This window comes from Alicyclobacillus herbarius DSM 13609, assembly GCF_000430585.1.
GTDB classification, from domain to species: domain Bacteria; phylum Bacillota; class Bacilli; order Alicyclobacillales; family Alicyclobacillaceae; genus Alicyclobacillus_G; species Alicyclobacillus_G herbarius.
Genome location: NZ_AUMH01000006.1, coordinates 43,729 through 56,820, shown reverse-complemented (window position 1 = coordinate 56,820; position 13,092 = coordinate 43,729). Strand labels below are relative to the sequence as shown.

12 protein-coding genes and 2 pseudogenes are annotated in these 13,092 nt (G+C 55.3%); 7 read left to right on the top strand and 7 right to left on the bottom strand.

Annotated features, from left to right (window positions below; translation table 11 throughout):
• Nucleotides 1-331 precede the first annotated feature (331 nt).
• Entirely contained in the window at nt 332-2,227 is a 1,896-nt protein-coding gene (locus tag H522_RS0105475) for a sigma-54-dependent Fis family transcriptional regulator (protein WP_026961536.1), read from the top strand.
• 179 nt (nt 2,228-2,406) lie between these two features.
• Here the strand turns inward: H522_RS0105475 and H522_RS0105470 are convergent, their stop codons facing one another.
• The 3 genes from H522_RS0105470 to H522_RS20380 form a co-directional block, all read right to left on the bottom strand.
• Entirely contained in the window at nt 2,407-2,775 is a 369-nt protein-coding gene (locus H522_RS0105470; protein ID WP_026961535.1) for a DUF779 domain-containing protein, read from the bottom strand.
• Between the two features lie 41 nt (nt 2,776-2,816).
• Nucleotides 2,817-4,337 carry an acetaldehyde dehydrogenase ExaC gene (gene exaC, locus H522_RS0105465; protein WP_026961534.1) on the bottom strand — a complete coding sequence of 507 codons (1,521 nt, stop codon included), beginning with the start codon at nt 4,335-4,337 and terminating at the stop codon, nt 2,817-2,819.
• A 264-nt stretch (nt 4,338-4,601) separates the two neighbouring features.
• Nucleotides 4,602-5,024 (bottom strand): methylenetetrahydrofolate reductase, encoded by a 423-nt coding sequence (locus tag H522_RS20380; protein ID WP_026961533.1) that lies wholly within the window; start codon nt 5,022-5,024, stop codon nt 4,602-4,604.
• Nucleotides 5,025-5,115: 91 nt separating this feature from the next.
• Between H522_RS20380 and H522_RS21435 the strand changes: the two are divergent.
• Nucleotides 5,116-5,292: pseudogene (locus H522_RS21435) on the top strand (transposase); the annotation flags it as partial.
• Nucleotides 5,293-5,480: 188 nt separating this feature from the next.
• Here the strand turns inward: H522_RS21435 and H522_RS0105450 are convergent.
• Nucleotides 5,481-6,104: a nitroreductase family protein gene (locus H522_RS0105450; RefSeq protein ID WP_026961532.1), complete on the bottom strand. Its 624-nt coding sequence runs from the start codon at nt 6,102-6,104 to the stop codon at nt 5,481-5,483.
• Between the two features lie 471 nt (nt 6,105-6,575).
• Between H522_RS0105450 and H522_RS22480 the strand changes: the two are divergent.
• From H522_RS22480 to H522_RS17810, 3 genes and pseudogenes are all read left to right on the top strand, one after another.
• Nucleotides 6,576-6,854: pseudogene (locus tag H522_RS22480) on the top strand (LLM class flavin-dependent oxidoreductase); the annotation flags it as partial.
• A 1-nt stretch (nt 6,855) separates the two neighbouring features.
• Nucleotides 6,856-7,644, top strand: coding sequence for an LLM class flavin-dependent oxidoreductase (locus tag H522_RS0105440; protein ID WP_081411899.1), 789 nt, complete (start codon nt 6,856-6,858; stop codon nt 7,642-7,644).
• Nucleotides 7,645-7,691: 47 nt separating this feature from the next.
• Nucleotides 7,692-8,591: an alpha/beta hydrolase gene (locus tag H522_RS17810; RefSeq protein WP_051343938.1), complete on the top strand. Its 900-nt coding sequence runs from the start codon at nt 7,692-7,694 to the stop codon at nt 8,589-8,591.
• Nucleotides 8,592-8,606: 15 nt separating this feature from the next.
• On the opposite strand, the gene H522_RS20375 is transcribed toward H522_RS17810, so the two are convergent.
• Entirely contained in the window at nt 8,607-8,936 is a 330-nt protein-coding gene (locus tag H522_RS20375; protein WP_281173077.1) for an MFS transporter, read from the bottom strand.
• A gap of 48 nt (nt 8,937-8,984) precedes the next feature.
• On the opposite strand from H522_RS20375, the gene H522_RS17800 reads away from it, so the two are divergent.
• Nucleotides 8,985-9,317 (top strand): Lrp/AsnC family transcriptional regulator, encoded by a 333-nt coding sequence (locus H522_RS17800; protein WP_081411897.1) that lies wholly within the window; start codon nt 8,985-8,987, stop codon nt 9,315-9,317.
• Between the two features lie 326 nt (nt 9,318-9,643).
• Here the strand turns inward: H522_RS17800 and H522_RS0105420 are convergent, their stop codons facing one another.
• The gene (locus H522_RS0105420; protein ID WP_026961528.1) at nt 9,644-11,164 is read right to left on the bottom strand and encodes an L-lactate permease; all 1,521 of its coding nucleotides are present in this window, start codon (nt 11,162-11,164) and stop codon (nt 9,644-9,646) included.
• Between the two features lie 213 nt (nt 11,165-11,377).
• Between H522_RS0105420 and H522_RS0105415 the strand changes: the two genes are divergently transcribed.
• Nucleotides 11,378-11,932 (top strand): helix-turn-helix domain-containing protein, encoded by a 555-nt coding sequence (locus H522_RS0105415; protein WP_026961527.1) that lies wholly within the window; start codon nt 11,378-11,380, stop codon nt 11,930-11,932.
• A gap of 260 nt (nt 11,933-12,192) precedes the next feature.
• Here the strand turns inward: H522_RS0105415 and H522_RS0105410 are convergent, their stop codons facing one another.
• Nucleotides 12,193-13,059, bottom strand: coding sequence for an acetamidase/formamidase family protein (locus tag H522_RS0105410; protein ID WP_051343954.1), 867 nt, complete (start codon nt 13,057-13,059; stop codon nt 12,193-12,195).
• Nucleotides 13,060-13,092: the final 33 nt, after the last annotated feature.

Here is a 13,092-nt window from a genome sequence, read left to right as displayed (position 1 = left end):
TTATTGAATCGTTTTGGGCCAGGGTTGATCGACTAGAGAAAGTCCCTAGGGTTAAGCCTGCTGAATGAGGCCCGTGAGAAGTTGGAAGACATCATTGACACTCTCCATCGGCTACACAAAGGAAAGCTGAAGAAACCCAGGGACCGGCGGCAACAAGCTCGGAGAGACTATTTTCGGGGCAGCTAATGGACCCTTAGAGGGTCGCATTGGTTGGACATTCGGGAATTCATATATAATATATCTATTCCAGAATCCAGGACCGCTAGTTTCCTGCCACCGCACACTACGTATCGCCTACAAATGGCGGTGCAGCTTGTGGAGGTGATGGTGGGTGTCCCACCGAGAACTCGTCATCCACGAATCCTGGTTGCGAAGCCGGCAATATGGCGTCGATGCCGAGGTTTTGGTGGAAGATATCCTGGAACCAACGCAATTGAGGATCCTTAAGAAAGAGAACGAGTGGCTGTTGCAAGTCGCCACGCCGACTGTTGAACGACTCTACGGATGGGTACGCTCCCAACACTCGACGGTTATCATTTCTCATGCGAATGGCCACATCCTTTGCAGTATCGGCGATCCTCAGTTTATGAACGACGCGGAGAAGGTTCATCTGCGAGAAGGCGCCGGTTGGTCAGAACATTCGAGGGGAACAAATGCGATTGGCACCTCTATCGCCGTCCAGGAACCCGTTTCTGTCGTTGGTGATGAACACTTCTGCGCGGTCAATCGATTCCTGTATTGTGCCGCGTCCCCTGTCTTTGACATCTCGGGTGAGCTTGCGGCGGTCATCGATGTTAGCGGTTACTGTAAGGAATATCACCCTTCCGTGGTACATCTCGTCGATTTCGTCTCGCGACAAGTCGAGGACGAACTCCTCGTGCGGAATACGGAGCGTGCGGTCATCCTTGAACTGCGCCCTGACGAGGATCGCACGGTGCGAGGCCTCATTGCCTTCAATGAAGACTGGCAGGTGATCGGCGCCAACCGGGAAGGACGTCGTGTGTTGAACCTTATCGAGCCGACATATCCATGCGAGATACCGTACCATTTGAGAGAGCTGAAATTGATCTTTCACTCCGTTCATGGTCGAGCCATGGATTCAAAGCGCATCTATCTGGAAGCGTCTGGACGTGAACCGCAGTGGTGGACGGTTTCAGTCTTTTTGGACAATCGGCCGATGAAGCTGCCGACTGGGGTAACCGTACGGGAAAAACAGCGTAAAACCCACGCGGCTCGCCGAATGCCGTCCAAGGAACTTCATTACACATTTGCTGACATCTACTGCCGTGATCCTGCGCTGTCCGCTACTCTGGAGGCGGCGCGTAGGGTGGCTGAAACCGATTATACTGTACTCATCACTGGTGAGAGTGGCACAGGCAAGGAAATGTTAAGTCAGGCGATTCACGCGGCAAGCCTCAGGCGGCATGGGTCTTTTGTCGCCATCAACTGCGGAGGGATAGCCCCTACGCTTCTACACAGTGAGTTGTTTGGATACGAGCCTGGAGCCTTCACCGGCGCGGGCCGTTCTGGGCGACCGGGTAAATTCGAGCTCGCACATGGCGGGACCTTGTTCTTGGACGAAGTGGCGGAAATGCCGGAAGACATGCAGGTCGCGCTGCTGCGCGTCCTCCAGGAAAAAGTAATCACCCGACTCGGAGGGACCAAATCGACTCCGGTCGATGTGCGCATCATCGCCGCAACGAATCGAGACCTGTGGGAACAAGTGCAACAGGGCCGTTTCCGCGAAGATCTCTATTTCCGACTGCTCGGTGTTGAACTGAGGCTACCGGCCTTGCGAGAGCGGACGGACCGCGTGGAACTTGCGGAGCATTTTCTAGAGCGCATTGGGGACGAACGAGGAACGTCCGGTCTCAGACTTTCTTCCGAGGCTAAGCGTTGGGTTGAATCATATGCGTTCCCAGGTAACGTGCGCGAGCTCTATGCGGTGCTCCGTCAAGCTGCGTTTTTTGCGGAAGACGGCGAAATACGCCTCGAACACTTCCCAGCACACGTCGTCAACCAGCGTAAGCAGGAACTTGAACCGAAAGAGTCTGCGACCAGGCTGCCATCTTTGCAGCAGGTAGAATATGCGGCCATCTTACAAGCGCTGCGGACCACGGAGGGCAATATCAGCCGCGCCGCACGCCTTCTTGGTATCGGTCGTAATACTCTATACCGCCGATTGCGGAAGTTGGAGGGGCAACAGGCTTCAGCCGGCCTCGAGTAGGTATTGGTGGATTTCCACCTATGTTTCCCCTATAGGCCGAATGTGCCCCGCCCGGCCCGGTTCTGTTGCCGAAGCTCCCCGGGCGGGGCGCCGCGTTCTCACCCACGCCGCGAAAAAAAAAGAAGGCCCCCAGAAGGTGACTAAAAGGGGCATCGAACATACGCCGTTGGCGTGGGCCATCACTCTGCCTGGTTTCGGACAGCATCCCACTCTTCGTCAGTAAACGCTCGCGAACGGGTGATGAATCGCAAGCCTGCTGGACTCTCTAAAGAAAATCCGCTGCCTCGTCCTGGCACCACATCAATGATCAGTTGCGTGTGGCGCCAGTACATGTATTGCGCCTTGCTCATGTAAAAGGGGCAGCCACCGACGTCTCCCAGGTGCACGTCTTGGCTGCCTACCTTAAACTCTCCAAGTGGATAACACATCGGGGCACTGCCGTCGCAACACCCGCCTGACTGATGGAACATGAGCGGACCGTGGATGGATTTGAGTTTGTTGATCAGGGATAGGGCGGCGTCTGTTGCGACGACTCTCCGTGTATCCACCGCTCTTGACTCTCCTTTCTGGAGCCGGTGCCAATTCGCTGTCAGAACAGGCCGCGGCTTTTCGTGCTGTAGCTGATCAGCAAATTTTTCGTCTGCTGGTAGTGTTCCAGCATCATCTTGTGGTTTTCGCGACCGAAGCCGGAGTGTTTGTATCCACCAAAGGCGGCGTGTGCAGGATACATATGATACGTGTTCACCCATACCCGGCCTGCCTGGATGCCACGGCCCATGCGGTACGCCGTGTTGATGTTTCTCGTCCAGACGCCTGCACCGAGTCCGTATAGCGTATCGTTGGATATCTCTAGTGCATGGTCCATATCCTTGAAGGAAGTCACCGACAAGACCGGTCCGAAAATTTCTTCCTGGAAGATTCGCATCTTGTTATGACCCGCAAAAATGGTCGGCTTGACGTAATATCCGTCGGCGAGGTCTCCGGGCAGGTAATTTCGCTCGCCACCAAGAAGCAACTGTGCGCCTTCCTGTTTTCCGAGATCGATGTAGGACAGGATTTTTTCGAGCTGATCCGTCGAGGCCTGAGCGCCAACCATTGTTTCGGTATCCAACGGGTTGCCTAGCTTCACCGCCTGGGTGCGCTTGATGGCACGGTCCAGGAAATCATCGTAGATACTTTCTTGGATAAGGGCTCGAGACGGGCAGGTGCACACCTCTCCTTGGTTGAAGGCAAACATGGTGAATCCTTCAAGCGCTTTATCGAGAAACTCATCCTCCTCAGCTAAGACGTCCTCGAAGAAGACGTTCGGCGACTTACCGCCCAACTCCAATGTGACCGGAATAATGTTTTCGGAAGCATACTGCATGATCAGTCGCCCCGTGGTCGTTTCACCGGTGAAAGCCACCTTGTTAATTCGCGGATTTTGTGCCAGAGGCTTGCCTGCTTCGACTCCGAATCCGTTGACCACGTTGACAACGCCAGGCGGAAGGAGGTCGCCGATGAGTTCCATGAGAACCATGATGCTGGCGGGCGTCTGTTCCGCCGGTTTCAACACGACGCAGTTCCCCGCAGCAAGAGCGGGAGCGAGCTTCCATGCGGCCATGAGAAGAGGGAAATTCCACGGGATGATCTGGCCGACCACGCCGATAGGTTCATGAAAATGATAGGCAACAGTATCGTGGTCAATTTCGCTGATAGCCCCTTCTTGAGCGCGAATAACCCCGGCAAAATACCGGAAGTGATCAATGGCGAGCGGAATGTCAGCCCCCAATGTCTCACGAATGGGTTTTCCGTTGTCCCATACTTCCGCGACCGCCAACATCTCCAGGTTCGCTTCCATGCAATCCGCAATCTTGTTCAAAACCTCGGCCCGTTTGGCAACTGATGTCCGGCCCCACGCCTCTTTGGCCTTATGGGCAGCATCGAGAGCCAACTCGATGTCTTCCGCTGTTGACCTTGCCACCTCACAGAATGGCTTGCCGTTGACCGGAGATATATTGACAAAATAGTTCCCCTTGACTGGTGACACCCATTTTCCACCAATGTAATTGTCGTAGCGGCTCTTGAAGGTGATCTTGCTGCCTGGTTGTCCGGGTTGTTCATAAAGCACGGTTACATACCTCCTTGGGAGAATTTCACGTAGATCTGTTTATGCAAGATCCGTGCCAATGGCTGAATACGGACCGTCCAGGGGCTTCTCACTTGGATGGGGGGAGCGCTTTCAACAAGCAGTGCGCCAATCCGGTACATAAGTTCCATCTTGGAACAACAACGGGTGAACCCGTCCCCCACGGGGACCATTGATCCCCAATCGGTTCAACATCACTCTCGAAGGACGAGTTGTCCAACAGAGAGCCTGGTCCTGTCCTCTTGATCACGCTCGCCGCCGCGCTCCCTCTGCCGCGCGGATGAACTCGGTCAACTGGATCGTCAACTCGTAACGCAGAAACGGCGTAATCAGGTAAATGCCGTTGAAGTGGAGCAAGGCCTCGGCAGTCAGCGCCTCTGCGATGCGCAGCCCCTCGTCGTCGGCGGCCGCCTCTGGCGGAGCGGCGTTCATCCGTTCCTGCACGTGCTCTGGGATGCGGATTCCAGGCACGTCGTTGTGCAGGAACTGGGCGTTGCGGGCGCTCGTCAAGGGCATCACGCCAACAGACACTGGCACGCCAAACGCCTCCGTCGCCCGGGCTATGCGCTCGAACATCCTCGAATCGAACATCGGCTGCGTCATCACGAAGTCGGCGCCGGCGTCCAGTTTGCGCCGCAAGCGGTCGATGGCCTTGTCGAAGTGCAGCACGTGGGGGTTAAACGAGGTCCCGACGATAAATCGCGACGGTTGCGGTCGGCCCTCAAAGACGGCGAGGGCAGAACAGACACGGATTAAGAGACAGGACGCAGTGGAACGAAACGAAATTGAAGGGAAGTTCGGCGAAGGCAAGCGTCTGTACGGTCTAGGCTTGATTCGGGTGCGCCTGCGGGCAACGAGCGAGACGGTTATCGCGCAGCAAATGCTAGTGATGAACTTGGAGCGGCGACTCCATATGGTGATAGGTGCCAATAATTGAACACCTAGAGCGGATAGTATCAGAAACGATCGTTTTTAGAACACTATAGCATCTCTCTTCTCATGATTCTCAACGCAGACGTTTTGGTAGGCGGGCGCAGCCCGTTTATTTCACCCTTGAAATTGCCTAAGCCGAACGGCCATCTTGCCAGCTTGGTATATGTGAGCGACCGGACCGGAGACCTGCGGTCACTTCAAGCCGGCGACTGCAACACCGAAGCGGCCTTCGAACACCGTCTCTGCCAGTGGCCGCCGGTCGGACGGCTTTTCGCGTTCCCGAAACTCCTCCGGCAGGTTTTTAGCATCACCTCGATAGCCGATGGCAATCACAATCTGCGGTTCATACTCCTCGGGAATTCCCAACACTGTGCGGGCCTTGTCTGTGTCAAAGGCGCCCATCGCGTGTGTAGTCAGTCCCAGTTCCGTCGCTGCGAGTGCCAACGATGCCCAAGCCGCTCCAGCGTCAAAGGCGTGCTTGCGATTGGGGAGCCCATCCTTTATACGTGTGTACGATACGAGCAGGGCCAGTACCGGCGCGTTTTGACACCAGACGACATTACGCGGGTTGATGAACTCGCAGAACAACCTCCGGTTTTCCTCCGTGCGCGCGATGATGAAGCGCCACGGCTGTTCATTGTAGCTCGACGGCGCCCAACGCGCCGCCTCGAGAACCTGATACAGCAACTCGTCGGCCACCGGTCGTTCGGCAAACGCCCGCGGTGACCATCGGTTTAGAAAGACGGCAGGAACTTCATATGATGGCTTGCGATGTTGAGCCACCTCTTCTGTCAGACCATCCACTACTTTCTGCATCGGTCGTCCCTCCATTGACGAAGTATCTCTCTGATCGGATGAGCGGTCGAACCAACCTCAATCATACACGTAATTGCGCGTTGCTCTAAAGTAATGGAACCGTGATGAGGAATCTTTTTACTCCCGAACACTCACAACCCCATCTGTCGTAGAAGTGGACTTCTGCGCACAGCATGTTGCCTGAGGACGTAAGGAGTGCCGGCGGACGCGCCGTCAATTACTATGACAGCGTTCCCCGATACAATAGCCGAAAGGAGATCCGAAAAGTTTTGACAAACTAGCGATGCTAGATTTACCTTTACTTTTAGACCAAGAGTTAGTGGGTCAGCAATTCCGAACCTGTTTGCACTTTCACAGTAAAGCAGCGTGGAATTGCAGGAACGAGCGACCCCTATCCATCGTGTGGGGGTCATCCTGCGTGAAAGCGCTGTCAATGATCGACATGCCATTGAATGAGAAAGGAGAAACGGTATGATTGAAACCTGGGGTTTTTACTTGCCCCTTCCGCAAAGGTATGCACCAATCACTGAACTCACACCAGATGACATTCAGGTATCGTATGACCGCTACCTGGACCTCTGGGTGAATTGCGAGCGCTGGGGTTTTGACGGCCTTGCCTGGGGCGAGCACCACTTCGGCCCGGTCCTCTTGCCCTCACCACACCTGTTCGTCGCAATGGTCGCGGCGCGGACCCAGAGGCTCCGGTTCACGACGCTGGGAAGTGTGCTGTCGATGCACGACGGCAGGCGGTATGCCGAAGAGTGTGGCATGCTCAACTACCTCACTCACGGTCGCTTTGAGCCTGGGGTTTCGCCCAGGTGCCGGACCAAGCGAGGCCGTTATGGCCGGTGTTCCAGCGGAGCAGGTTCGCCCGCGCTACTACAGTGCCATTGAGGTGCTCGCCAAGGCGCTCGCAGAGCCTCTCGTCACCCATCACGACGCCTTCTCCAACCTTGAACAAGTCCCGATCGTGCCCCGCCCGCGCCTGCATCCGGGGCAGTCAGTGTGGGTGACGGTCACGTCGCCGGATTCGGCGGCCTGGTGCGGCGAACGCGGCTACAAGCTGTGTACCGCGTGGTCGCCCACGCCGGTAGCTGCCGCGCTCGCCGCCCGTTACCGCGAAGCGGCCGAGGCGGCAGGGAAGCCGACCAGTCCCTCCATGCTGGGTCTGCGACGCAGGGTCTTCGTCGCAGATTCTGACGCCGAAGCCCGGGAGAAGTACGAAGCCTCATTTGACCTGATTCGTGACGGTGCGGCTATCGCAAACCGGACGCGCAACGACGGTGCGACGGCGTTCGAGACGGCTGACCCGAATATTCAGCGCATGTTGATGCACCCGGACGACTTTGTCATCGGTTCACCTGAAACGGTTGCCGAACAACTGATTGAGCAGTGCCGCGCGGGTGGTTACGGCGTCGTCATGGCCTGGGTCGATTTCGCGATGTTTTCTCACGACGATCTCACTCACTCTCATGAACTGCTGGGCACCCGTGTTGCCCCAATCCTGCGCGCCGCAGAGGTTGGCACAACTGCCCTTTAACGACGCTCGCCACATTTGGAGCATGCACAACGAAGGAGGGTGTATTTATGAGCATTCGATTTGACGTCTTGTACGGGACCCGTAAGGATCGCGAAATGCACGTCGATATCTACCAGCCGACAGGCTCCCTGAACCACCGCACGGCCGTTCTCGTCCTTCACGGCGGTGGGTGGAGGGTAGGTGATAGAAAGTTGATGCAGTCTCGTTGCGAAGCCCTGGCCAATCGTGGGTTTAGCGTTCTGGCCGTCGAGTATCGGTTGCTCAACGAGATCCCATGGCCAGGCCAGCTCCACGATGTCAAAACGGCCATTCGCTGGACACGCGCCCATGCCAGTGAACTCGGCATTGATCCAAACAGGCTCGTGCTACAAGGCCACAGCGCAGGTGCCCACCTGGCCCTGATGGCCGCGGGCACCTCTGGCAGGCCAGAGTTCGATCCCGATTTTGCTGGCTCGCCTCCGGCTGGCCCGATCTCTGCCGTCGTCGCCTATTACCCAATAGTGCGTCTCGATGCGGGCCGGGCGATGCCCGACTTGAGCGCCGGGCATTTGGAGCCGGAGGCCCTCCAGGCGATTCGAGGGGCCGATGGTTCGATTCCTGCGGCGATGCTCTTAGGGCAAGCGGCCACAGATGAAGAGGCTGCGTCGGCAAGCCCCATCAATTATGTCACCGAGGTGTTTCCTCCCACGATCCTCTTGCACGGCACCGCTGACATGCTGGTGGCGCACGCTGGCTCTCTGAGCCTCTTCGAGAAGCTCCAGGCGGCGCAGGTACCGTCCGAACTGCACCTTTTCTCAGGGGTCAACCACGAATTCGATATCACACCGAGTTTGACCGAGGCCAGCGCCACGGTCGTCGCGTCGTTCCTCAAGCGCTACGTCGTGGACCCCGAGAAATTCGCAGAGGAGGTCGCACGGACCAATCCGCTGGCTGGCAGGGCGCACTAGGATCGATTGTTTCCTTTAATGCTCAGGCAGGCGGCTCGGCGCGGCACTCTTGGGCGCCGAAGCCTGCCTCGTGTACTCAGGTTGCAAGAGTCCGAGGATTACTACGGCTAGCAAAGCAAGACCGGAAAGGGCGACAAACGCCAATCGCCAACCCAAGCGGCTTCCCAGCCAGCCCCCAAAGGGTACCCCAAGGATCAGAGCCAACGACCATCCGGACATGACGACACCCATCACCCGCCCTCGCTGCTCAGCTGGGACGATATCCCCGACATACGCATACGTGGACGGCACGATACCGCCTGCTGCCAAGCCAGACAAGGCTCGTGCCACAAGGAACATGGCAATGCTCTGGCTCGTTACACAGCGCCAGCCGTTGCCGAGCGTGTGCGGCGTATGGAGGAAGCAGGAATCATCAAGGGGTATTGTGCGGTGGTGGATCCGTACAAAGTCGGGGCAGCAATGCTAGTCATGATACGCATGACCGCAACCAGCGGGCAGTATCAGCGACTCATCGACACCATCCAGGAGATGGAAGAGGTCCTGGAGTGCCACAGGCTCACCGGAACAGACTGCCTGCTGATGAAAGTTGCCGTCTCGTCGGTCAGGCACTTGGAGCAGGTTATCCAACAACTCTCTCCGTTCGGCACAGTGAACTCATCCGTAGTTCTGTCATCTCCGGTGTCATACCGCCCGTTCACCCGGCCTATAACTGACAGCGTCTCTTGATGCTGGAGCAGCAGTGCCACATAGCACCACCAGCGAGAAGGCCTACATCGCTATTCCGCAGGCTGTCTTGAAGGAATCTATCTCCTTCGTCTCGCTGTAGTTGTTGGCCGTGACGTAGAAGAGGCTTTCTACGCAATTACACGCCAAGCAGGCATTTAGCGCCAAGCAGGCGTATCGCCACTCTTATCTTTCGAACATGCATGCTCGTTCAACCTTACATACTCTCACGGCGTAATGTTCGTACCATATCTCCCGACCAAGTTTCTGGGCTATTCGGTGTCTCGTATGTTCTCGCCACCTACGAATGGCTAACTCCGACTCCCAGACTAACTCCAAACGAGGGTCTCCATAATCGTTGAATAGATGGCGATTATCACAATAACCAAACATCCTAACGGAATCATTCTACGTGTTAGGTCTCCTTCCTTTCCGGGTAAGTTGGCGATGGAAGCTGCAAGCGCAATACGCGAAGGAGACTCCATCGTCAAATTCGAAGCCGCCACGTTCTGTACTATCGCATACAGCAAAGGTGAGTGATGCAATTGATGCGCCATTGCATTTTGAAACGGAGCAAACATTGCGTTAGAAGCCGAGTTGCTACCGGTAATAAACCCTCCCAGTCCACCGATGACTGGTGATACGAAGAGGAATCCTTTTCCAACCCATTGTGCTAGATGATGAGAGAAAAAGTCCGTCATCCCGGCCTGTTGCATCACTGTAGACATCGCGACGAATCCAACCGTAGATAGTGCAGCCGGATACACTTGCTTGATGGTTCTGATTGCACAGTCACAGACTTGGGTCCAAGAAAGCCGATACATCACAATACCTGCAATGGACGCCAGAAGTAGAGTAAACCCTGGACTATAAAGTAGTTCAAGCTGAAACTGGAGTGATGGCACTCTCCATACAAGGACCGTATGCAGCCATCGATACAATATAGGCCACAGGTTTGCTGCTAAGCTGAACACAATCAGAATGCTATAGGGGAACACAGATTTCCAAAACGGCAAGACCGCCTTCTCTTCTTCATCACTTACTGCCATTTTCTGAATCGGTTGATTTATTTTCGGCGAAGTAAATCGAAAATAAATCAGCAACAGTACAGCCGTAACAAACCCGGAGAGTACACCAGCCAATTGTGGGGATACATAATCATTCGCGGCCCAAGTAAATACGCATAGAAACGCCCACACCAAAAGAATTATGGGCACATTCCTCCACACCGCTCCCCATCCCCCAGCTACACAAACTGCTACAATCGTATACAACAAATAAAGCGGAATTGTGACGATAGCACTTCCTACCCCTAAAGCCCTGAGCGGGACACCAGAAAGTTCAGAATTAAGAACGGTCCCGACCGCCAAGGCTCCCCACGGCACAGCTGATTGCGTAAGCAGCGAAAGGATCGCCACTTTTTGCGGCTGAAATCTCATAGCGAGGTATAATGGGGCTGCGATAACGATACCGATCCCAAAGCCCGTTGTCGCTTCAAGAAACGGCCCTAAAGCAGCAGATACGAGTAATGCTTGTTGTACAGGGCTTTGTACATAACGCGCAAATAGGTTGGAAAACGCGTCTATAGCCCGTCCTTCACGCAGAATGTTGTATAGAAACAGTCCAAATACGAGGACATATATCACAATGAGCGCAATCAACAAGCCCTTGACTGAAGCTAACATGATCCACTTTACAGATGTTTGGAATTTCCACGGAATTTCTGCAATAACAACTGCAACGACATATGCCAAGCCGGCAGTCTTAACACTGGACATTCGAAGCCCCGTTAAGCAGATCAGGGTCAAAAGAATGGGTAAAACTGCAATGACCGTATATACGGTGGACATGGACCACTCCTCCCTACCATGTGTATTGGATTCTCAGTAACTCACTTTGAACCCCTTGGATTTTTCAAGGTGTTGCTGAAGGTCCGTTGCTCTCAAGTTATCTATGCGCGTTTAATCACTATAGTGAATTTAAATCCATTATAGAATGCGTAATTCCATCGTACAAGACAAAATTCCACTATAATGGACTCAAGGGCCAAAGGTGGTGTATCTATGGAGTTTGGAACAAACGTGAAGCGAATGAGAAAACAAAAGGGACTTACGCTGGGACAGCTGTCGGAGAAAAGTGGGGTGAGTCGATCCATGCTCTCCCAAATCGAGCGAGGAGAAAAGAATCCGACCATACAGGTTGCTTGCCAAATCGCCGAAGCACTCGATACTACATTATCTGAGCTTCTTGGAGAACATGAGCGTCGGGAAACAATCGTCATTCGTAAGGGCCAGAGACTTGTGTATAGGGATGAGTCGTCTGGATTTGAACGCCATCTTCTGTCACCGGCATTTCCATCCAAAGGGGTTGAGTTCATTCTGAACATCGTTCCACCGGGTAAAGAATCGGGTACGTTCCCCGCACATCGAGCCGGTGTTAAGGAGTTTATTGTAATCGCAAAAGGGAAACTACGGGTAGTTATTGGTGACACCGAAATGACGATCGAATTGGCAGAAGGTGATTCGATGTATTTCGAAGCGGATGTATCTCACCGCTTTATCAATGTAGGTGATGAGGAATGCCAGTACTATCTGGTGATTGATTCACACGAGGCATAAATGTGTTTCGGTGTGACCACGCCCTTACCTTCGAACCGGCAAACTGCGCCGATTTTGGCGGAATGGCACCGATTTTGTTGCTGTGCTCCGGTCATCTATTCCTGTACACCCAATCTTTCGTAGAGCGGGGAGCAAAAGCAAACGCTTGACCGCCATGGTGGTGACAGCTGCTTTCCTGACAAGGTCCCTGCATCGCAGGCGCCACAGAGGGCGCCTGGACTGGGCATGAGATCAAGCATGCAGAGTTCAACACGTGAACATCAATACGGGAACGTGAATCCTAGACCTTCCAGAACGCCGCGCGGCACCTCCATGCGCGCGGTTTTGAGCGGATCGACCACTTGGCAGACGCGCAGTTGCCCAGTTGCACTGAGCAACAGGGCGGCCTCGGCCAAGTCGAGGGAAAACTCCTGAGCCAGCCAGTGCGCCATGCGCTTGGTGGCCAGGGTCGCGGCCTCGTCGAGCAGCTGGGCGGAAGCAATCGTCATCACCGTGTCGTCGTTGACGAGCATCGGCACCGGCCAAGTGCGGCCCTTGAGCACGTGCAGCTGCACCTTCACCGTACCTGCAATCTCGATGCCGCAGACGGCCACCTCACCATCACCCATGGCGGCGTGCAGGTCGCCCAGGGCAAACAGCGCTCCCGGGACGTTGACCGGGAGAATCAGCCGGGCTCCGGTGGTGATGCGGGTGCAGTCCATGTTTCCTCCGTGATCGCCAGGCGTACCGCAAGGCACTCGGTCCGTGGCCGGGGCGGTGCCGATAACCCCAATCATCGGTCGCAGAGGAAGCCGCACGCGCTCGGAAAACACGGCCTCGCCATTGACAATCGGGACCATGCGAATGACGTTCTGGCTGAGTTCGTCGCCAAAGACGCCCAAATTCGGACCTGTGGTCATGACGCCGCGGTCGGCGACGCGGATGTCCTTTATGTGAACCACCAGCAGGTCACCCGGTTCCGCCCCCTCCACGTAGATGGGACCGGTGGCCGGGTTAATGCGCTCCCAGTCGAGGGTGCCAAAATCTTGACCTTCATGCGTGATTTGATCTTCGAAACAGTCGCAGGTCGCAATCTCCACGGTCGATCCGTCCGCCACCCGAAGGGCTGGCGGGTTATCGGCGGCCATGGTGTAGATGAGGTGGTGGTTGGCTAAGCGGGT

Bases quoted from the DNA above. Each gene is read 5' to 3' on its own strand.
- H522_RS0105450 (WP_026961532.1), bottom strand. From the start codon at position 6,104: ATGCAGAAAGTAGTGGATGGTCTGACAGAAGAGGTGGCTCAACATCGC.
- H522_RS0105440 (WP_081411899.1), top strand. From the start codon at position 6,856: ATGCCGAAGAGTGTGGCATGCTCAACTACCTCACTCACGGTCGCTTTG.
- H522_RS17810 (WP_051343938.1), top strand. From the start codon at position 7,692: ATGAGCATTCGATTTGACGTCTTGTACGGGACCCGTAAGGATCGCGAA.
- H522_RS17800 (WP_081411897.1), top strand. From the start codon at position 8,985: ATGGAGGAAGCAGGAATCATCAAGGGGTATTGTGCGGTGGTGGATCCG.
- H522_RS0105420 (WP_026961528.1), bottom strand. From the start codon at position 11,164: ATGTCCACCGTATATACGGTCATTGCAGTTTTACCCATTCTTTTGACC.
- H522_RS0105415 (WP_026961527.1), top strand. From the start codon at position 11,378: ATGGAGTTTGGAACAAACGTGAAGCGAATGAGAAAACAAAAGGGACTT.
- H522_RS0105410 (WP_051343954.1), bottom strand. From the start codon at position 13,059: ATGGCCGCCGATAACCCGCCAGCCCTTCGGGTGGCGGACGGATCGACC.